Annotated in this window: 19 protein-coding genes; 13 read left to right on the top strand and 6 right to left on the bottom strand. The window is 73.4% G+C overall.

Going from position 1 to position 19,426, the window contains the following annotated elements; genetic code table 11:
- Positions 1-71: 71 nt before the first annotated feature.
- Positions 72-1,277, bottom strand: coding sequence for a cation:proton antiporter (locus AB0B83_RS27470; RefSeq protein ID WP_311410085.1), 1,206 nt, complete (start codon positions 1,275-1,277; stop codon positions 72-74).
- Positions 1,278-1,284: 7 nt separating this feature from the next.
- Complete coding sequence (locus tag AB0B83_RS27475) at positions 1,285-1,785, bottom strand: TrkA C-terminal domain-containing protein (protein WP_357580589.1); 501 nt, start codon at positions 1,783-1,785, stop codon at positions 1,285-1,287.
- Positions 1,786-2,031: 246 nt separating this feature from the next.
- Here AB0B83_RS27475 and clpB point away from each other — a divergent pair, with 246 nt between their 5' ends.
- The 13 genes from clpB (at position 2,032) to AB0B83_RS27540 (ending at position 13,414) form a co-directional block, all read left to right on the top strand.
- Complete coding sequence (gene clpB, locus AB0B83_RS27480) at positions 2,032-4,623, top strand: ATP-dependent chaperone ClpB (RefSeq protein ID WP_357580590.1); 2,592 nt, start codon at positions 2,032-2,034, stop codon at positions 4,621-4,623.
- A gap of 165 nt (positions 4,624-4,788) precedes the next feature.
- Positions 4,789-5,160 carry a hypothetical protein gene (locus AB0B83_RS27485; RefSeq protein WP_357580591.1) on the top strand — a complete coding sequence of 124 codons (372 nt, stop codon included), beginning with the start codon at positions 4,789-4,791 and terminating at the stop codon, positions 5,158-5,160.
- Positions 5,161-5,298: 138 nt separating this feature from the next.
- Positions 5,299-5,925: a DUF4178 domain-containing protein gene (locus AB0B83_RS27490; RefSeq protein ID WP_357580592.1), complete on the top strand. Its 627-nt coding sequence runs from the start codon at positions 5,299-5,301 to the stop codon at positions 5,923-5,925.
- Complete coding sequence (locus tag AB0B83_RS27495) at positions 5,925-6,431, top strand: DUF2617 family protein (protein ID WP_357580593.1); 507 nt, start codon at positions 5,925-5,927, stop codon at positions 6,429-6,431. The genes AB0B83_RS27490 and AB0B83_RS27495 overlap by 1 nt, the downstream gene beginning before the upstream one ends.
- On the top strand, positions 6,428-6,853 hold the full coding sequence (locus tag AB0B83_RS27500) for a DUF4247 domain-containing protein (RefSeq protein WP_357580594.1): 426 nt from the start codon (positions 6,428-6,430) through the stop codon (positions 6,851-6,853). Before AB0B83_RS27495 ends, AB0B83_RS27500 begins: the two co-directional genes overlap by 4 nt.
- 31 nt (positions 6,854-6,884) lie before the next feature.
- Entirely contained in the window at positions 6,885-7,307 is a 423-nt protein-coding gene (locus AB0B83_RS27505) for a DUF350 domain-containing protein (RefSeq protein ID WP_357580595.1), read from the top strand.
- Positions 7,307-8,146, top strand: coding sequence for a hypothetical protein (locus AB0B83_RS27510; RefSeq protein WP_357580596.1), 840 nt, complete (start codon positions 7,307-7,309; stop codon positions 8,144-8,146). Before AB0B83_RS27505 ends, AB0B83_RS27510 begins: the two co-directional genes overlap by 1 nt.
- Complete coding sequence (locus tag AB0B83_RS27515) at positions 8,143-9,714, top strand: polyamine aminopropyltransferase (RefSeq protein WP_357580597.1); 1,572 nt, start codon at positions 8,143-8,145, stop codon at positions 9,712-9,714. The genes AB0B83_RS27510 and AB0B83_RS27515 overlap by 4 nt, the downstream gene beginning before the upstream one ends.
- 112 nt (positions 9,715-9,826) lie before the next feature.
- Positions 9,827-10,717, top strand: coding sequence for a hypothetical protein (locus AB0B83_RS27520; RefSeq protein WP_357580598.1), 891 nt, complete (start codon positions 9,827-9,829; stop codon positions 10,715-10,717).
- Between the two features lie 72 nt (positions 10,718-10,789).
- Positions 10,790-11,464, top strand: a complete 675-nt coding sequence (locus tag AB0B83_RS27525) for a hypothetical protein (RefSeq protein WP_357580599.1) — start codon at positions 10,790-10,792, stop codon at positions 11,462-11,464.
- Positions 11,461-12,270, top strand: a complete 810-nt coding sequence (locus AB0B83_RS27530) for an SDR family oxidoreductase (RefSeq protein WP_357580600.1) — start codon at positions 11,461-11,463, stop codon at positions 12,268-12,270. The genes AB0B83_RS27525 and AB0B83_RS27530 overlap by 4 nt, the downstream gene beginning before the upstream one ends.
- Before the next feature lie 169 nt (positions 12,271-12,439).
- Entirely contained in the window at positions 12,440-12,979 is a 540-nt protein-coding gene (locus AB0B83_RS27535) for an orotate phosphoribosyltransferase (RefSeq protein ID WP_121397268.1), read from the top strand.
- Between the two features lie 57 nt (positions 12,980-13,036).
- The gene (locus AB0B83_RS27540; protein ID WP_007073957.1) at positions 13,037-13,414 is read left to right on the top strand and encodes a metalloregulator ArsR/SmtB family transcription factor; all 378 of its coding nucleotides are present in this window, start codon (positions 13,037-13,039) and stop codon (positions 13,412-13,414) included.
- Positions 13,415-13,472: 58 nt separating this feature from the next.
- On the opposite strand, the gene AB0B83_RS27545 is transcribed toward AB0B83_RS27540, so the two are convergent.
- From AB0B83_RS27545 to AB0B83_RS27560, 4 genes are all read right to left on the bottom strand, one after another.
- Positions 13,473-14,186 (bottom strand): VTT domain-containing protein, encoded by a 714-nt coding sequence (locus AB0B83_RS27545; RefSeq protein ID WP_311414852.1) that lies wholly within the window; start codon positions 14,184-14,186, stop codon positions 13,473-13,475.
- Positions 14,187-14,337: 151 nt separating this feature from the next.
- Complete coding sequence (locus AB0B83_RS27550; RefSeq protein WP_357580601.1) at positions 14,338-15,126, bottom strand: thioesterase family protein; 789 nt, start codon at positions 15,124-15,126, stop codon at positions 14,338-14,340.
- Positions 15,127-15,259: 133 nt separating this feature from the next.
- Positions 15,260-17,785 carry a polynucleotide kinase-phosphatase gene (locus AB0B83_RS27555; protein ID WP_357580602.1) on the bottom strand — a complete coding sequence of 842 codons (2,526 nt, stop codon included), beginning with the start codon at positions 17,783-17,785 and terminating at the stop codon, positions 15,260-15,262.
- Complete coding sequence (locus tag AB0B83_RS27560; protein WP_357580603.1) at positions 17,782-19,254, bottom strand: 3' terminal RNA ribose 2'-O-methyltransferase Hen1; 1,473 nt, start codon at positions 19,252-19,254, stop codon at positions 17,782-17,784. The genes AB0B83_RS27555 and AB0B83_RS27560 overlap by 4 nt, the downstream gene beginning before the upstream one ends.
- Between the last annotated feature and the right edge of the window lie 172 nt (positions 19,255-19,426).

Below are 19,426 nucleotides of genomic sequence, written 5' to 3' on the forward strand. Positions count from 1 at the left end.
CGACGCCGCCCGCGCGCTGGTCGACCGGGTCGGCCGGTACGTATACGTCTCCGGCCCTCGGCCAACGTCGATCAGTCCGCCACGGGTGCCGGCTGGGCCCGTTGCGCGGCGCCGCGCTGCCGCAGCCAGCGCTTGAACCACGCGAAGTCGGGCAGCCGGGCCAGCATCGGCCCGGTCACCACGGTGATCAGCACGTACGCCGTCGCGAGCGCCGCCAGTTTCGGCTCGACGCTGCCGGCTGCCACCGCGAGGCCCGCGATGACGATGGAGAACTCACCCCGTGGCACGAGGGCCAGACCGGCGCGCCATCGACCGGGTTCGGCGATGCCGACGCGGCGGGCGGCCAGGTAGCCGGTGAGGGTCTTCGTCGCCATGGTGACGATGGCCAGCGCGAGCGCGGGCAGCAGCACCGGCGGGATGTCCCGGGGATCGGTGACCAGGCCGAAGAAGACGAAGAAGACCGCCGCGAAGAGGTCGCGCAGCGGCGTGAGCAACTCCGTGGCGTTGTGCGCCACCGGCCCGGAGAGCGCGATGCCGACCAGGAACGCCCCGACCGCCGCCGACACCTGGAGCTTCGCCGCGATGCCGGCCACCAGCAGGGTCATCCCGAGTACGCCGAGCAGCAGCGCCTCCGGGTCCTTCGCCGACATGGCGGTGGAGATGAGGTTGCCGTACCGGATGGCGACCACCAGCACCAGGAGCACGGTGCCGACCGCGACGCCGAGCGCGATCCCGCCGCCGAGCAGGCCGGTGCCCGCCAGCACGGCCGTCAGCAGGGGCAGGTAGAGCGCCATGGCCAGGTCCTCGATCACCAGGACCGAGAGGATCACCGGCGTCTCCCGGTTACCGAGGCGACCGAGGTCGGCGAGCACCTTGGCGATGACACCCGACGAGGAGACCCAGGTGATGCCGGCGAGCACCAGCGCGGCGACCCAGTCCCAGCCGAGCAGCAGTGCGAACGCCGCCCCGGGCAGCGCGTTGAGCAGCCCGTCGATCAGCCCGGCGGGGGCCGCGGCGCGCAGGTTGCCGACGAGCTCGTTGGCCGAGTATTCGAGGCCGAGCATCACCAGCAGCAGGATCACGCCGATCTCGGCGCCGACCGCGAAGAACTCCTCGCTGGCGGCGAGGGGGAGCAGGCCGCCATGCCCGAAGGCGAGCCCGGCGAGCAGGTAGAGGGGGATGGGCGAGAGGCCGATCCGGCGGCTCAGCCGGCCCAGCAGGCCGAGCAGGAACAGCAGCGCGCCGACTTCGATGAGCAGTGTTGTCGTGTGGTGCATCCGCGCCTCAGCCGTCCGGGTCGTTGTCGGCGAGGATGGCTGTCACGCCGTCGAGGCCCTTGCGGGTCCCGACGACGACCACCACGTCACCGGCCGCGAAGCGGAAGGACGGGTCCGGCGAGGCGATCACCTCGCCGTGGCGCAGCACCGCGACGATCGAGGCGCTCGTACGGGAGCGTGCCTGCGTGTCGCCGAGCTTGCGGTTGACGTACTTCGACCCGGCCGGAATGGCGATCTGCTCGGTGAGCAGCCCGGCGGCCTGGTCGCGCAGCCCGGAGAGCTGGCCCAGCATCAGGGACGCCCCGAGGATGTCGGCGAGCGCCTCCGCCTCGTCGTCGGTCAGCGGTATGTCGTGCTGGCATGAGTCGGGATCGTCCGGGTCGTAGAGGACGAGGTCACGGCGGCCATTGCGGTGGGAGACGACGCCGAGGCGGCGGCCGGATTCCGTCAGCAGATCGTGACGGACCCCGATGCCAGGCAGGGCGGTCTGTTCGACACGTACGCGCACGCGGTCAGGCTACTCCCCGCCGTCACCTGCGGATCCAGTCAGGACGTCGCCTGTCGCTGAGTGATCTGTCAGTGCTTCTCCGCCACGGGCGCGGACGGCTCGGCTCACCGGAGGCCGGACCCGGGGCCGGGGAGTTCGGCCCCAGCACGGGACACGTGTGAGTCAGCTCACGTGGCCAGGGTTGAGCGGAATAGGCTCAACTCTGGTTGTGTCCTTCCCAGTGGACACGCCGATCCGGGGGAGCCCATGAACACGGAACGTCTCACCACCAAGAGCCGCGAGGCCATCACCGGTGCCGTCGCGCTGGCGAACCAGCGCGGCCACGCCACCGTGGAGCCCTGGCACCTGCTGCTGTCACTGCTGGACACCGACGGCTCGACCGCCGCCGGCCTGCTGCGCGCCGTCGGGGCCGACCCCGGCGAGCTGCGCCGGGCGGCCCGGCGCTCGGTCGACGGCCTGCCCGCCGCGCGGGGCTCCAGCATCGCCGAGCCGACCCTGGCCCGGGAGTTCGTCAACGCCATCGGGGCCGCCGAGCAGATCGCCCGGCCGCTCGGCGACGAGTACACCTCCACCGAGCACCTGCTCGCCGGTCTGGCCCGGGTGGGCGGCGCGGTGTCGAACGCGCTGAAGTCGGCCGGTGCCACCGAGGAGACGCTCGTCGCCGCCTTCCCGTCCGTACGCGGCGGGGACCGGCGGGTCACCAGCGCCGACCCCGAGCAGACCTACCAGGCCCTGGCCAAGTACGGCGTGGACCTGACCGCCAGCGCCCGCGACGGCAAGATCGACCCGGTCATCGGCCGGGACTCGGAGATCCGTCGGGTGATCCAGGTGCTGTCGCGGCGTACCAAGAACAACCCGGTGCTCATCGGCGAGCCGGGCGTCGGTAAGACCGCCATCGTGGAGGGCCTGGCCCAGCGGATCGTCGCCGGCGACGTGCCGGAGTCGCTGCGGAACAAGAAGCTCGTCTCGCTCGACCTCGGCGCGATGGTCGCCGGCGCCCAGTACCGCGGCCAGTTCGAGGAGCGGCTGAAGTCCGTCCTGGAGGAGATCAAGAACTCCGACGGGCAGGTCATCACCTTCCTCGACGAGTTGCACACCGTCGTCGGCGCCGGCAAGGGCGAGGGCTCGATGGACGCCGGCAACATGCTCAAGCCGATGCTGGCCCGCGGTGAGCTGCGGATGGTCGGCGCGACCACGCTTGACGAGTACCGCGAGCACATCGAGAAGGACCCGGCCCTGGAGCGGCGCTTCCAGCCGGTGCTGGTCGGCGAGCCGACGATCGAGGACACCATCGGCATCCTGCGCGGGCTCAAGGAGCGCTACGAGGTGCACCACGGCGTACGCATCACCGACGCCGCCCTGGTCGCCGCCGCCGCCCTGTCGGACCGCTACATCACCGACCGGTTCCTGCCGGACAAGGCGATCGACCTGGTCGACGAGTCCGCGTCCCGGCTCCGGATGGAGATCGACTCCCGGCCCGTCGAGGTGGACGAGATCGAGCGGGCGGTGCGCCGGCTGGAGATCGAGGAGATGGCGCTGGCCAAGGAGCCGGACGCCGCCTCCGCCGAGCGGCTGGAGCGGCTGCGCAAGGAGCTGGCCGACAAGCGCGAGCAGCTCACCGTCCTGTCGGAGCGCTGGCAGCTGGAGAAGAGCCACATCACCAAGCTCTCCACGGCCAAGGAGGAGCTGGAGCGGCTCGGCGGCGAGGCCGAGCGGGCCGAACGCGACGGCGAGCTGGAGCGGGCCGCCGAGCTGCGCTACGGCCGAATTCCCGCCCTCAAGGCCGAGCTGAAGCAGGCCGAGGAGGAACTGGCCCGGCTCCAGGCTGAGGGCGCGATGCTCAAGGAGGAGGTCGGCGCCGACGACATCGCCGCCGTGGTCGCCTCCTGGACCGGCATCCCCGCCGGCCGGCTGCTGGAGGGCGAGACCGCCAAGCTGCTGCGGATGGAGGAGTCGCTCGGCACCCGCGTGGTCGGTCAGGCCGAGGCCGTCGGCTCGGTCTCCGACGCGGTCCGCCGCGCCCGGGCCGGCGTCGCCGACCCCGACCGCCCGACCGGCAGCTTCCTCTTTCTCGGCCCGACCGGCGTCGGCAAGACCGAGCTGGCCAAGGCGCTAGCCGAGTTCCTCTTCGACGACGAGCGGGCCATGGTCCGCATCGACATGAGCGAGTACGGCGAGAAGCACTCCGTCGCCCGGCTCGTCGGCGCCCCGCCCGGCTACGTCGGCTACGAGGAGGGCGGCCAGCTCACCGAGGCGGTACGCCGCCGGCCGTACTCGGTGATCCTGCTCGACGAGGTCGAGAAGGCGCACCCGGACGTCTTCGACATCCTGCTCCAGGTGCTCGACGACGGCCGGCTCACCGACGGGCAGGGCCGTACGGTGGACTTCCGCAACGCAATTCTGATCCTCACCTCCAACCTGGGCTCGTCGGTGATCGGCGACCTGACGCTGGCCGAGGAGCAGCGACGGGAGGGCGTCCTCGCGGTGGTCCGCTCGCACTTCAAGCCGGAGTTCCTCAACCGCCTCGACGACATCGTGGTCTTCGCCGCGCTGCTCGGGAACGACCTGCGGGCGATCGTCGACATCCAGCTCGACCGGATGCGCAAGCGTCTCGCCGACCGCCGCCTGGGCCTGGAGATCACCGAGCCGGCCCGGGTCTGGCTCGCCGAGCACGGGTACGACCCGATCTACGGCGCCCGCCCGCTGCGCCGCCTGGTCCAGACGGCCATCGGCGACCAACTCGCCAGGGCACTCCTGTCGGGCCAGATCCGCGACGGCGACACGGTCAAGGTCGACCTGGCACCCACCCCCGACGCCCTAACGATCACCCGGGCCTAACCCACCCCCACCCCAGGTCCCGTTGATCATGAAGTTGTTGTCGCGACACGCCGATTTGGCGGGCAACAACTTCATGATCAACAGGGTGGAGGTGGGGGTGGGTGGGGAAGGGGGTGGGGAAGAGGTTGGAAGAGGTTGAAGAGAGGAGGGTGGAGGGTGTTTGGGATGGGGCGGAAGAAGGATCGGGAGGTCGAGGCGGCCTTCGACGAGCTGCGGCAGGCCGAGACGGTGGCGTTCGGTGGGGTGGGGATCGCCGGGACGCTGCTGCCGGTGACCGAGGCGTACCGGCGGGTCGAGGCCGCACTGGGCGACGACCCCGAGGACCTGCGTGGACAGCTCGACCGGCTGCTCGCCGAGGGCACCCCGGCCGGGCGCGTCTACGCCGCCACGCTGCTGGAGCGCGTCGACCCGACCGCCGGGCGCGTCGCCTGGACGGCGTTGCGCGACGACCCTGCCGAGTTCGGCACCTTCACGGGCTGCGTCATGGGCCGCACCACGCTGCGCGAGTACGCCACGGACCGCCCCGACGGGCCGTAGAGGCTCGAAGAGCGGGCCCGGGGGAGGGCAGCCGCCGGGCACGTGGCGTAACCGGCCTCTCACTCCCCGACCAGGCATTTTCCCCAGGTGCGCGGGGTTGTTACCGTCTGCGCCGACGTACCTGGGGAGGTGGTCGGGTTGAGCGGAACGCTCGCGTACGTGCTGGCGGCGGTCGGCTGTCTGGTCGGAGTGGCGGGCCTGGTGGTGGCCGCGGTCGCCTGGAACCGGACGCGTTCCCGCCCGCAACAGCGGGCCAAGGGGCCGGGTGACCCGCTGCGGGACCGGGACGCCGACGCGCTGCGCGGTGACCCGCGCCGGCTGAAGCCCGGCGACATCGTCGAGATCCGGGGCGTGTCGTACGCGGTGCGCGGCTCGATCCGCCTGGTCGAGGGCGGCTGGAGCTGGGCCGAGCACCTGCTCGACGACGCCGGCGGCGTGCGGCGCTGGCTCTCCGTCGAGGAGGACCCGGAGCTGGAGCTGGTGCTCTGGGGAGCCGAGCAGGGCGCCACCGTGACCCCCGGCGCCCCGACCATCGACTTCGCCGGCCGCCGTTACAACTGGAACGAGTCCGGCCAGGCCCGCTTCACCGCCGTCGGCAACACCGGGCTCGACCCGACCGGCACGATGCGGTACCACGACTACCAGGCGCCCGGCGGCGCCCGGCTCTCCTTCGAGGCGTACGGCGAGGCGGGCTGGGAGGTGGCGCTCGGTGAGCTGCTGCACCGCGGCGACGTGATGATCTATCCGCAGTCCGAGGTGGGCTGATGCTCGTCACCCTCGACGCCCCGTACGTCGACACCAGCGCCGCCGACCTCAGCCTGGCGCTCGACGACGTCGAGCGGCCCGCGCTGCACGTGCTCGACCTCGACCTGCCCGACGGCGTCCGGCTGCGGCTGCGGCTGCTCGGCGCCTCGCACCAGGTGGTCCTGCACGCGCCCGGCGCCGCGCTGACCGAGACGGTCGCCTGCCTGCCCGGCCGCCCGCCCGAGCTGCCCGGTGCGGTACGGGACGAGGCGAGCGGCTACCACTTCACGGCGACCGTGCTGCGCCCCGCCGGCGCGGGGCTGAGCGAGCAGGTGGCCGCCCTCCGTGCCGACCTGGCCGACGACCCGTACGCGCTGGTGGGCGTGTTCCCCGGCGACGCCGACGCGGTGACCGCGCTGGCGGTCCGCCCCGACCCGCCGGCCGGCACCCTCGCCTGGCGCACCTGGCACGCGTATCCACAGACCAACGAGCTGGTCCTGACCGAGACGGTGGTGGCACTGCGATGACGTACCGACGCTGGTTCGTGGTGGGGGCGGCGTTCGCCGTCATCGGCGCCCTGGTCGCCGCCTTCGCGATCTTCTACGGCAGCTTCTCGCCGCGCGGCTACGTCGAGGACAAGTACAAGCGGGCGGCGAGCCGGGACATCGGCCGCAACGCCGTCGCCTACACCTCGCCCCGTTCGCCGAGCCAGGTGGCGAAGGAGGTCACCGACGCGTGGCAGCCGGCCGACCAGTACGTCGACGGCAGCGGCGTCTACCTGCGCTACGACGACGACTCGGTGGTGATCCTGCCGATCGCCGCCGGCTCGGTGATCCTGCTGGAGCGCATGAGCACCGCCTACCCCCGCTACCACTCCACGGTCGGCTCCCACTGGGGCTGGGGCCGTGGCAGCACCGTCCGGGGCGGCGGCCCCGGCAGCGGCAAGTGACGCACCGACCCCCCTCACCCTGGAGCCTCCTGTGCAGACCCTCGTCACCGATCTGCTGGTCACCCTCGCCTACGGGGCGGTCGGTGTCCTGCTGATGGGCATCGGCTACGTCCTGGTGGACCTCGCCACCCCCGGCAAGCTCAACCAGCTGATCTGGACCGAGCGCAACCGCAACGCCGCGCTGCTGCTCGCCTCGAACCTCGCCGGCGTCGGCATCATCGTGGTCGCCGCCATCGCCGCCAGCGAGGACGACTTCGCGCTCGGCATCGTGGGCGCGTCCGCGTACGGGATCCTCGGCCTGGTGATCATGGCGGCGGCCTTCGTGCTGCTCGACGTCGCCACGCCGGGCAAGCTCGGCGAGATCCTGGTCGACCAGCAGCCGCACCCGGCGGTCTGGGTCTCCGCCGTCGTGCACCTCGCCACCGGTGCGATCATCGCCGCCGCCATCAGCTGATGACCACGGCGAAGCAGCCCGTCGCGCCGCGACCGGCGCGCGAAGGCCCGATGAAGAGCGGCAGCTGGGTCATCTGGGTGATCGTCGGCGTGGCCTTCCTGTGCTGCGTGGGCATCGGCGTGGTCAACAGCCGCGACGGAGGCGACGACGTGCTGCCGCCGACCTCGCAGGAACGCGGCGACACCGTGCCGATCCTGCAACACGCCAGCGCCAGCCAGGGCATCTGCTACGGCTGGGTGCTCCAGGACTACTACGGCTACACCGAGCTGAGCGTCGGGTCGAACCTCGGCGACGGGGTGGCGGTCGAGGAGAACCCGGCCTGCCCGCGCTGGGCGCAGGTGGTCGCCCGGGTCGCGTACACGTCGGAGAGCAGCGAGAGCAACGACTTCGCCCGCATCACGGTGGAAACCTCCGACGACGTCTCCGCCACCGCCCGCCTGCGGATGCAGAGCGGGCTGGAGCGGCTCGGGCTGACCGAGGACGCCTTCGTCGACGAGCCGGGTTGGGCCGTCACCCGGGCCGCAGTCTCGCTGCCGCTGCTCGCCGCCGAGGCAGGGGTGGTGGAGCCGGCTGCGACCCCGGCGGCCGCGACGGCCGACGCGCCACCGCTGCCGGACGCCGGTAGCGACCTCTGGCGTGACCGCTGGGGCTACCTGCTCGCCGCGGTCGGCCTGCTGCTGTTCACCGCGCTGCTGTTCGCCGTCGGCTTCTGGCAGCGCGGCCGGCAACGCCGCGAGGAGGCCCGGCGGCAGGCACAGGCGGGGGCCGGGATGCGGGACTTCAGGGTCGCCCGGCAGGCCGCCGCGCGGGACCCCAGGCGTACGCCGGAGGGCCGGTGACCGTCGACGCGCCGGCACCGCCCGCGCGGTGGCGGCTGTCCCGCGCGGCGGTGCTCGTCGCGGTCTTCGTCTGTGCCGCCTGCGGCCTGGTCTACGAGCTGGCCCTCGTCGCCCTGGGCAGCTACCTGATCGGGGACACGGTCGGGCAGGCGTCGATCGTGCTCGGCGTGATGGTGTTCGCGATGGGCGTGGGGGCGCTCGCCGCCAAGCCCCTGCAGCCCCGGTCCGCTCCCGCGTTCGCCGCGATCGAGCTGGCCCTGGCCCTGCTCGGTGGCCTCTCCGTGCTCGGCCTCTACGCGGCCTTCGCGTGGCTGGACCTCTACGGCCCGGCGCTGGTCGCCACCGCCTTCGTGCTCGGCCTGCTGATCGGCGCGGAGATTCCGCTGCTGATGGTGCTGCTGCAACGCATCCGGGAGCAGGCGGCGGGTAGCGCGGTGGCGGACCTGTTCGCCGCCGACTACGTCGGCGCGCTGCTCGGCGGGCTGGCCTTCCCGTTCCTGCTGCTGCCGGTCTTCGGCCTGCTCAAGGGCGCGCTGGTGGTCGGCGCGGTGAACGCCGTCGCCGGGCTCGCACTGGTCTGCACGGTCTTCCGGCGGGAGCTGAGCCGCCGGGCGCGCGTCGCGCTCGGCGCCGGCAGCGTCGTGGTCTTCCTCAGCCTCGGGTACGCGTGGGTGACCGCGCACGACTTCGAGCTGACCGCCCGCCAGCAGCTCTACCGGGACCCGGTGGTGCACTCCGAGCGCAGCCGCTACCAGGAGATCGTGCTCACCCGCTCGGTCGCCGAGACCGGCCGCTCCGGCACCGACCTGCGGCTCTTCCTCAACGGCGACCTCCAGTTCAGCTCCGTCGACGAGTACCGCTACCACGAGGCGCTGGTGCATCCGGTGCTGAACGGCCCGCGCGGCGAGGTGCTGGTGCTGGGCGCCGGGGACGGTCTCGCCGTACGCGAGCTGCTGCGCTACCCGGACGTCCGGCGGATCACGGTGGTGGACCTGGACCCGGCGGTGGTGGCGCTGGCCCGCAGCGAGCCGCAGCTGCGCCGGCTCAACGGCGGGGCGCTCGACGACCCCCGGGTGCGGGTGGTGCACGCCGACGCGTTCGCCTGGCTGCGTACCGCCCCCGACCGGTTCGACGCGGTGGTGGCGGACCTGCCCGACCCGGACGAGACGGCCACCGCAAAGCTCTACACGGTCGAGTTCTACGCGCTGGTGCGGGCGGTGCTCGCCGAGGGCGGGCGGCTGGTGGTGCAGTCCGGCTCGCCGTACTTCGCGCCCCGGTCGTACTGGTCGATCGAGGCGTCGCTGCGCGAGGCGGGCTTCGCCACCACGCCGTACCACGTGGACGTGCCGTCCTTCGGCGACTGGGGTTTCCTGCTGGCGGCCCCCGGCCCGACCGCGCCCGCCCTGGCCCTGCCGCCGGACGCGCCCGCGCTGCGCTTCCTCGACGCGGCGACGCTCTCCGCCGCCGGGTCCTTCCCCGCCGACCGGGGCCGGGTGGACGTGCCGGCCTCCACCCTGCTCCAGCCCCACGTGCTGGAGTACGCCCGCGCGGAGTGGCGCGGCTACTGAGGTGCCGCCCGTGGCCCGCGATCGCCGCCGTCCCGGCGGGTCAACGCCCGTCTGACGTGCCGGACTGGCTCGACCTGGATACGGTGTGACCGCGATCTAGGGAAGGAGAATCATGGTCGATTCCCACAACACGCCGGCCCGCACCCGGCCGGGTGTGGTGACCATATCCACGTATCTGCTGTGGCTGTTCGCGCTCACCCAGCTGATCGGCCTCATCATCACGCTCTCCACCGTCGGCACCATGTCGGAGGTGCTCGACGACGCGTACCGGGGCACCGACGCCAACGGCACGCAGAACCTGGCCGACATCACCACGATGATCGCCATCGGTGGCGCCGTCTTCGTGCTCCTGCTCGCGGTCGTGCTGGCCGTGCTCGGGGTGTTCAACAACAAGGGCAGCAACGGCTCCCGGATCACCACCTGGGTGCTCGGCGGCATCATGGTCTGCTGCATGGGCGGCGGACTGGTCAGCGGAGTGGGCGGCGGCATCGGCACCGGTCAGACGACCGGCGACGCGCCGAGCGCGGAGGAGATCCAGCGCCGCCTCGACGAGGCGCTGCCCGGCTGGTTCACCCCGGTCACCACGCTGCTCAGCGTGCTCGGGCTGCTCGCGCTGCTCGCCGCGCTGATCCTGCTGGCGCTGCCGAAGGCCAACGAGTTCTTCCGCAAGCCGAAGCAGGGCTGGGAGCCGCCGGTCCCGGGTGCGGCCTACCCGCAGTCCGGTGGCCAGCCCGGCTACCCGCAGTCCGGCCAGCCCGCCTACCCGCCCACGCCGGGGTACCCGCCCACGCCGGGCCAGCCGCAGGCGTCCGACCAGCCTGGCTACCCGCCGACGCCCGGCCAGCCGCAGGCGTCCGACCAGCCTGGCTACCCGCCGGCCCCGGGCGACCAGCCGCCGTCCACGCCGTACGGCGGGGACCAGCCGGGTCAGCCGGGGCCGCACCCGGGTGGCGAGCAGCCCGGGTCGGACCGTCCCGGACCGACCCCGCCGCCGGTGAGTTGACCGGTCGATAACAGCGACGCCGACGGTCCCTCCGAGTAGGTTGCAACCCGACGCCTACCGGAGGGACTCGTCGTGTCGCACCCCGATCGGGCACCGGCCCGCCGCCCGGCCGTGGTCACGGCGGCCGTGGCGCTGCTGGCGCTGATGGCGGTCGCCGCCCTCGCGTACGCCGCCGCCGGTGTGGCGACCCGGGGCGGCACCGTCGACCGGTTCCGCGCCGCCGCGGCGGACACCTCGGCACTCCCGGACCAGATCGACGGGACGGTCACCCTGCTGGGCGTGTCCACCGTGCTGACGGCGGTGGTGAGCCTGCTCGCGGGGCTGCTCCTCGCCGGTCTCGCCCTCGGCCTGCGCGCCGGCCGGGACGGCGCCCGCACCGCCACCTGGGTGGTCTCGGGGCTGGGGCTGATCGCCGGGTGCTGCGGGCTCGCGCTGCTGGTCGGGCAGCGCGCCACTCCGCTCGGGTCGGGCGAGGACGAGCGGCCGACGGCGGAACTCCTCGGCCTCCTCGCCGACGCCTACCCGTCCTGGTGGATTCCGCTGGGCGCGGGGCTTTCCGTCGGCCAGGTGCTCGGTTACCTTGTGGTAGCCGTGCTGCTGGCACTGCCGGCGGCGGGCGCCTGGTTCCGTCCGCGGCCCGCGCCGTCCGCCCCGCACCACCCTCCGGCGTCGCCCGCGCCGCCACCCGTCCAGCCCCCGCACCAGCCGCCCGCGCCCCCGTACCCGCCGAGTGAGGACCGCCCGTGACGCTCGACCAGTCGGCCAGCGAGCGGTGGGCCCTGATCACCGGAGCGACCGCTGGCATCGGTGCCGCCTTCGCCCGCAGGCTGGCCGCCGACGGTTGGCACCTGGTGCTGGTGGCCCGGGACGCGGACCGGCTGGCGGCGACGGCCGCCGAACTGACCGGGCGGCACGGCCGCGAGGCCGAGACGATCCCGGCCGACCTGTCCACCGACGACGGTTGCGCGACGGTGGAGCGGCGGCTGACCGAGGGCCCGCCGATCGAGTTGCTTGTCAACAACGCCGGGATCAGCCTGAACACCCCGTTCCTGCGCTCGTCCGCCGAGGACGAGGCGCGGCTGCTGCGGCTCAACGTGCACGCCGTGCTGCGGCTGACCCTCGCGGCCCTGCGTCCGATGACCGAGCGGCGGCGCGGGGCAGTGATAAATGTCTCTTCGGTGGCGGGGTTCGGCGTGGTCATGCCGGGGTCGACATACTCCGCCAGCAAGGCGTGGGTCACCAACTTCAGCGAGTCGGTCGGCCAGTCCGCCCGGCCCTTCGGCGTACGCGTGATGGCGCTCTGCCCCGGCTACACGCGTACGGAGTTCCACGAGCGCGCCGGCATCAACATGTCTAAGACGCCGGAGTGGATGTGGCTGCGGGCCGACGATGTGGTCGACGAAGCCCTGCGTGACCTGCGGAAAGGCAAGCTGGTCAGCGTTCCCGCGTGGAAGTACAAGCTCGCCGTGGCGGGGCTGCGGCACGCGCCCCGGCGGCTGCTGGAGGCGGTGTCCCGGGACACCCGGGGTCGGATCGGCCGCGACGGCGGCTGAGCGGCGGGTCGGAGGCGGCTCGCCCCGTCGACCTCCGTCGATCGTCCGATATGTCCGGCTGAACGGTCGCTCAGCGTAGCCGGCCATCGCCACCCGTCGGTCGCCCCCAGGGCTGATCCCGGTGGACCCCGCACACGACTCCCAGACTTGAGCAGTACCCTCTATCGGCATGGGGGACCACGACGACCTGCGTAAATTCATCACTGACCTGGCGGTGGTCCACGGCCGGGTGGTGCTCTCCTCAGGCCGCGAGGCCGACTGGTACGTCGATCTACGTCGCGTCACGCTCCATCACCAGGCCGCTCCGTTGGTGGGGCGCGTGATGCGTGACCTGACGGCCGACTGGGAGTACGACGCGGTGGGCGGGCTGACCCTTGGCGCCGACCCGGTGGCGCTGTCGATGGTGCACGCCGCGTCCGGGACCGACCGTCCGGTGGACGCGTTCGTGGTCCGCAAGGCGGGTAAGACGCACGGTCTCCAGCGTCGGATCGAAGGGCCGGACGTGGCCGGCCGGCGGGTGTTGGCGGTGGAGGACACTTCCACCACCGGGGGAAGTGTGTTGACGGCGGTCGAGGCCCTTCGCGAGGTCGGGGCCGAGATCGTGGGTGTGGCGGTTATTGTTGATCGAGGCGCCGGCGACGCGGTGCGAGCCGCCGGATTGCCGTATCGAGCGGCCTATACGTTGGCTGACCTCGGCCTTGTGGCGTAAAAGTCTGCCGATTCGGATCCGCCGATATGCAGGCGGATCGATGCTGCTGGTGGAAGGATGGAATACGTGGGAACTGCGTTGGCCGAAATGACTATGCCTCAGATCTCGCCGCTTGCCGGCGAGCCGATCGAACGTGCCGATGCCGAGCGTCTGGCGGGGGTCCTCAAGGCCCTCGCCGACCCTGCTCGACTTCGGCTGCTCAGCCTGATCCAGTCGGCGCCCGAGGGCGAGGCGTGCGTGTGCGACCTGACCGCACCCCTCGGCCTCTCGCAGCCGACGGTCAGTCACCACCTGCGTATCCTCACCGAGGCCGGCTTGCTGGAGCGGGAGAAGCGCGGTGTCTGGGCGTACTACCGGCTGGTGCCGACGGCGATCGCCACGATCGCCGATCTGCTGACCCCGCCGCGCAAGCGCGCCACCAAGAAGGCGCGCTGACCTTCACCGATCGTCCGGTGCCATCCCCCACCGGGGGCGGCACCGGACGGCCGGTCGGTCAGTGCTTGCCGTAGTGCTCGCGGGTCTCCCGGATCGCCTCCTCGGCGGCGGCCCGCTCCTGCGGGGTGGTGCCACGCCTGGCGGCCAGCCATGCCCGGAGCAGCTCGACGGCGATCGGAATCACCGAGATCAGCACGATGCCGATCAGGATCATTTCGATGTTCGCCTTGACGAACGGGATCTGGCCGAGGAAGTAGCCGAGCACGGTCACGCCCGTGCCCCAGAGCACGCCGCCGATCACGTTGTAGATCACGAACGTGCGGTAGTTCATCCGGCTGACCCCGGCAACGATCGGCGTGAACGTCCGCACGATCGGCACGAAGCGGGCCAGCACGATGGAGCGCGCGCCGTACTTCTCGAAGAACTCGTGCGCCTTGAGCACGTTCTCCTGCTTGAACAGCTTCGAGTTCGGCCGGCGGAACAGCGCCGGGCCGACCTTGCGGCCGAACGCGTACCCGACCTGGTCGCCGGCGATCGCCGCGATGGTGATGAGCAGGCAGACCAGCCACAGCGGGTAGGTGATGTACTTCCCGTCCGCGGTGAGCAGCCCCGCGGTGAACAGCAGCGAGTCGCCCGGCAGGAAGAACCCGATCAGCAGGCCGGACTCGGCGAAGACGATCACCAGGATGCCGATCAGCCCGAACGTCGAGATCAACACCTCTGGATCGAGCCAGCTCGGCCCCAGGGCCAGGGTGGTGGTGGGCGTCGGCACGGGGCGACCTCCGATGTATGCCGGTCGGTGATGGAACGTCCGTAGTCTAGGTGGCTGCCGGCCTGCCCGGTGCTCGACGTCACAGCGCGCGAGGCGGTGCCACCCCGGCCGGGCAGGCACCCGGCACCGGGCCCCCGCCCGCCGCGCCGCCTCAGCGGGGTGCGACGACGAGCGTCTGCACCGCGCCACCCACCGTGCCGTCGGCGTCGGCCAGCCGGCTCGACGCCACGCCCGAACCGTGCGGCCCGATCGTGGTGGCCGAGTCGAGCAGGAGCCACTCGCCGCGCGGCGGCCGGTGCAGGGTCACCGTCAGGTCGACGTTCACGAACAGCCACCGGGCCAGGTCCAGGCGGGCACTCACCCCGCTGCCCGAGTCCGCCACCAGCAGCGCCAGCTCCGCGGGGCCGACGGGCTCGCCGGGCAGCAAGGGGATCCGGGGCCGCACCCACACCCGGGCCGGGCCCGGCTCGACGAACGCGCCGGAGACGAAACGCCACTGCATGGCCGACAGGTAGCCGGCGGAGTGCGCGGCGGCCCAGTGCTCCGGCTCGGTGCCCGCGTCCGGCCCCGGCCCCGGCGGCCCGTCGTCGGCCGTCGCGGGCGTCGGCTCGGCCGGGGCCAGGACGCGCCAGCCCCGGGCGTGCAGCACCTCCTGCCCGCCGGCCTCCGCGATCCCCTCCACAAGCGTGATCCGGCGGCCGGCCCGGACCGTACGGACCCGCAGCGTCAGCTCCGCCACCGGCACCGGGCGCAGGATGTCCACCGACACGCGGGTGAGGAGCTGGCCGTCGACCGGTTCGTGGCCGGCGAGCGCCCGGGCGAGCAGGGCCGACGGCGGGCCGGCGTGCTGGGCGGCCGGATCCCACGGGCCGGCGGTCGCCGGCGTCGACCCGAACCGACCACCGCCGGCCGGCTCGTAGAACGCCTCGAACGTGGTCATGGCCGGCGACCATACCCGGCTACCGACAGCCGACGCCCGGCGGCGACGGGTGCCGGCCGAGGTCGACCGCCGGCACCCGTCACGCGCACGGTCAGCCGGTCGACCTGGCCCGCCGGCCGTGGCCGCCGCCGCGTCACAGCCGGGGGTCGACCGGCTCGGACTCGCAGGCCAGGATCGCGAAGACCAGCTCGTGCCGGCGCCACAGCGGAGCACCGGCGACCAGCGCGTCCAGCGCCGCCAGCCCCAGCCCGTGCTCGCGCAGCGCCAGCCCCCGCTTGCGCCCCAGCGACCGGCGGCGCAGCGCGGCCAACTGCTCCGGCTCGTCGTAGCCGGGACCGTAGATGATCCGCAGGTACTCCCGGCCCCGGCACTTGATGCCCGGCTGGAGCAGCGAACCCCGCTCGGTGCGGGCGGCCGGGCCGGCGTACGGCTTCACCACCATGCCCTCGCCGCCGGCCGCCGTCAGCGCCAGCCACCACTCGGTGGCCGCCGCCTCGGCGGCCGGATCGGCCAGGTCGACCACCTGGCGACGCGTCGGCGTGAAGAACTCCGGGTCGGCGGCGCAGAGCCGGTCGGCCAGCCCGAGGTGCCAGCCGTGGTCCCGGTCTGCGTAGCTGGCCTTCGCGCCGGCCAGCACCGCGAACGGGGCCAGGGTCACCCCGCGCAGCCCGTCGGTCGGCCCCACGTAAGCCCGGTAGGCGTCCGAGTAGGCCAGGATCTCGTCGCGGCGACGGGCCATCCGGTCACGCAGCTCCGCCACGGGCAGCCCCCGCCCGGCAGCCGCCTCCAGCGCGGCCAGCGCCGCCGGCAGGGCGGCCCGGCCGGCGGCGCCGACCCCGGCGTACTGCTCGCGGATCAGGCCGCCCGCCTTCGCCGACCAGGGCAGCAGCTCGCAGTCGAGCAGCAGCCAGTCGGTGCCCAGCTCGTCCCAGAGCCCCGCCCCGCCGACCGCCGCGCGCACCCGGTCGAGCAGCTCGGTGTCGAGCGGCGCGCCGAAGAACGGGCGGCCGGTGCGGGTGTGCACCACCCCGCCGCCCGGGCCGAAGGGCCCGCCGTCGGGCCCCCGGCAGACCAGCACCACCGCCCGCGAGCCCATGTGCTTCTCCTCGCAGACCACCCGGTCCACGCCCGCCGCGCGGTAGTCGGCGAACGCCTGCGCCGGGTGCTCCAGGAAGCCGCCCGCCGTCGCCGTCGAGCAGGGCGCCATCGTCGGCGGCAGCCAGGCCAGCCAGCGCGGGTCGACCGCGAAGCGGCTCATCACCTCCAGCGCGGCGGCCGCGTTCTCCGCCGGCACGGTCAGCGACCCGTACGGGTGCTCGACGTGCCGCCGGCCGGTCACGTCGGTCAGTTCCAGCACCTGGTCGGGCCGGGCCGGCGCGGCGGCCAGCGGGCGGACCGGGGCGTACCACTCCCGCTCCGCCGGCACCGAGACCAGCTCCTTCTCCGGGTAGCGCAGCGCGGTGAGCCGGCCGCCGAAGACGCAGCCGGTGTCGACGCAGATGGTGTTGTTCACCCACTCCGGCACGGCGGCCGGGGTGTGCCCGTAGACCACCATCGCCGAACCCCGGTACTCCCGCGCCCACGGGTAGCGCACCGGCATCCCGTACTCGTCGGTCTCGCCGGTGGTCTCGCCGTACAGCGCGAAGGAGCGCACCCGGCCCGACGCGCGGCCCTGGTATGCCTCCTTCAGCCCGGCGTGCGCGACCACCAGCCGGCCGCCGTCGAGCACGAAGTGGCTGGTCAGGCCGTCGATGAAGCCCGCCACCTCGGCCACGAAGGCGTCCGGCTCGGCCGCCAGCTGCTCCATCGTCTCGGCCAGCCCGTGGGTGAGCCGCACCTCGCGGCCGCGCAGCCGGCGCAGCAGCTTCTGCTCGTGGTTGCCGGGCACGCAGATCGCGTGCCCGGCGGCGACCATGCCCATCACCAGGCGGAGCACGCCGGGCGAGTCCGGGCCGCGGTCCACCAGGTCACCGACGAAGACGGCGGTACGCCCCGACGGGTGCGTAGCGTCCACCGGCCGGCCCCGCTCGTCGCGGCGCAGCTCCCAGCCGAGCCGGACGAGCAGCGTCTCCAGCTCGGCGCGGCAGCCGTGCACGTCCCCGACGATGTCGAACGGCCCGGTCAGCTCGCGCCGGTCGTTGAACAGCTTCTCGTAGCGGATCTCGGCGGCGTCGATCTCCTCGACGCCGCGCAGCACGTGCACCTTGCGGAAGCCCTCCCGGGCCAACAGCTTGTACGAGCGGCGCAGGTCGCGCTGCATCCGGGCGAGCACGTGCCGGTTGAAGGTGCGGTCGGCGCGGCTCTCGGTGCGTTCCCACGCCAGCGCCTCGGGCACGTCCAGCACGACGGCCACCGGCAGCACGTCGTGCTCGCGGGCCACCCGCACCAGGCCCGCCCGGGCGTGCGGCTGGAGGTTGGTCGCGTCGACTACCGTGAGCCGGCCCCGGCGCAGCCGCGTGGCGGCGACGTGGTGCAGCGCGTCGAAGGCGTCGGCGGAGGCGGACTGGTCGTTCTCGTCGTCGGCGACCATCGCCCGGAACGTGTCCGAGGAGAGCACCTGGCTGGGCGCGAAGTGCCGGCGCGCGAAGGTGGACTTGCCGGAGCCGGAGACGCCGACGAGTGCGACCAGGGCCAGCTCGGGGATGTCGAGGGTGGTCACGGGTTCTCCTTCCGGGTCAGCACGACGAGCTGGGTGGGGGCGCCGACCTCGGGATCGTCGTCGCCGACCCCGCTGATCGCGGCGGTGTAGCCGTACGTGGTGGACACCCGGTCGACCCAGGCGGCGAACTCCGCGCGGGTCCACTCGAAGCGGTGGTCGGCGTGCCGGAACCGCCCGGCGGGCAGCCCCTCGTAGCGGACGTTGTACTCGGCGTTCGGCGTGGTCACCACGACGGTCGCCGGGTTGGCGTGACCGAGCACGGCGTCCTCCAGCGCCGGCAGCCGGGGCGGATCGACGTGCTCGATCACCTCCATCAGCACCGCCGCGTCGTACCCGCGCAGCCGGTCGTCCCGGTAGGTCAGCGCGGACTGCCAGAGCCGGATGCGGTCCCGCTGCCGCTCGGGCAGCCGGTCCAGCCGCAGCCGCCGGGCGGCCAGGGTCAGCGCGTGTGTGGACACGTCGGTGCCCACGATCTCGGTGAACCGGCGGTCGCCGACCAGCGCGGCGAGCAGGGCGCCGCCGCCGCAGCCGAGATCCAGCACCCGGCTCGCACCCGCGCCGGCCAACGCGCCGAGCACCGCCTCCCGCCGGCGCGCGGCCAGCGACGCCCGGCGGGCCGAGACCTGCCCGCCCTCCCCGGTCGCCCCGTCCGTGGTCGTGCCGTCCCCGGTCGCCTCGTTTTCGGTCGTCCCGTCGGCGGCCGGCTCGTCGGTCGGGCGTCGCTCGGCAAGGCGGGCCAGGGCCAGCCCGGCCAGCGCCCGCCGGTGCGCCAGGTAGCGGCGGGTGATCATGTCGCGCTCCGGGTGGTCGGCCAGCCAGCCCGCGCCCGCCCGCAGCAGCTTGTCGACCTCGTCCGGGGCGACCCAGTAGTGCTTGGCGTCGTCCAGCACCGGCAGCAGGACGTAGAGGTGGTTGAGCGCGTCGGCGACGCGCAGCGTGCCGGTCAGCGTCAGGTCGACGTACCGGCTGTCGCCCCACTCCGGGTGCCGCTCGTCGAGCGGGATCGGGGCGGCGGTCACCGCCCAGCCGAGCGGGCCGAACATCCGGACCGCCACGTCCGCGCCACCCCGGCAGCGCAGCACCGGCACCCGCACCTCCAGCGGGATCGGCGTGCGGGCCAGCTCGGGGCGCTCGCGGGACTCGCCGCGCAGGGCCGAGCGGTACACCTTGGACAGCGCGGAGGAGAGCAGGCTGGACGCCGCGTAGGGCCGGTCGTTGACGTACCGCCCGAGGGTGAAGCTGTCCGGGGTCGGCGCCTGCTGCCGGCCGCGGCCCCGCGCGCCGGCCAGCCGAAGCGGGTCGACGTCGAGCAGCAGGGCGGCGGTGCAACGCTGCTCGTCCGCCTCCGGGTAGAACACGTGCGCGGTGCCGACCGGCACGTCGAAGGCGTGCGCGCGGTCGGGGTGCTTGATCAGCAGGTGTCCGAGGTCGGTGGCCGGGCGGTGCGTGGTGGTCAGGGTGAGCAGCACGCGCCCAATGGTGTCAGTCGCATCGATCTTGCGTCGTCCCGTTTTTGGTTGCTCGTGGGTCGGTGGGATTCGGGGGGTCCGTGGGTGGGGTTTCCGGGGGAGCCCCGCCCGCTCCGGGCGGTCAGGCTTGATCCCTGCGCGGGCGGGCCCGAGGTCGGCCACCGCACCCCGC

This window comes from Micromonospora sp. NPDC049060, assembly GCF_040649055.1.
Taxonomy (GTDB): domain Bacteria; phylum Actinomycetota; class Actinomycetes; order Mycobacteriales; family Micromonosporaceae; genus Micromonospora; species Micromonospora reichwaldensis.

Coding starts and splice junctions, on each gene's coding strand:
- AB0B83_RS27470 (WP_311410085.1), bottom strand. CDS start 1,277: ATGCACCACACGACAACACTGCTCATCGAAGTCGGCGCGCTGCTGTTC.
- clpB (WP_357580590.1), top strand. CDS start 2,032: ATGAACACGGAACGTCTCACCACCAAGAGCCGCGAGGCCATCACCGGT.
- AB0B83_RS27485 (WP_357580591.1), top strand. CDS start 4,789: ATGGGGCGGAAGAAGGATCGGGAGGTCGAGGCGGCCTTCGACGAGCTG.
- AB0B83_RS27495 (WP_357580593.1), top strand. CDS start 5,925: ATGCTCGTCACCCTCGACGCCCCGTACGTCGACACCAGCGCCGCCGAC.
- AB0B83_RS27500 (WP_357580594.1), top strand. CDS start 6,428: ATGACGTACCGACGCTGGTTCGTGGTGGGGGCGGCGTTCGCCGTCATC.
- AB0B83_RS27510 (WP_357580596.1), top strand. CDS start 7,307: ATGACCACGGCGAAGCAGCCCGTCGCGCCGCGACCGGCGCGCGAAGGC.
- AB0B83_RS27520 (WP_357580598.1), top strand. CDS start 9,827: ATGGTCGATTCCCACAACACGCCGGCCCGCACCCGGCCGGGTGTGGTG.
- AB0B83_RS27535 (WP_121397268.1), top strand. CDS start 12,440: ATGGGGGACCACGACGACCTGCGTAAATTCATCACTGACCTGGCGGTG.
- AB0B83_RS27540 (WP_007073957.1), top strand. CDS start 13,037: ATGGAATACGTGGGAACTGCGTTGGCCGAAATGACTATGCCTCAGATC.
- AB0B83_RS27550 (WP_357580601.1), bottom strand. CDS start 15,126: ATGACCACGTTCGAGGCGTTCTACGAGCCGGCCGGCGGTGGTCGGTTC.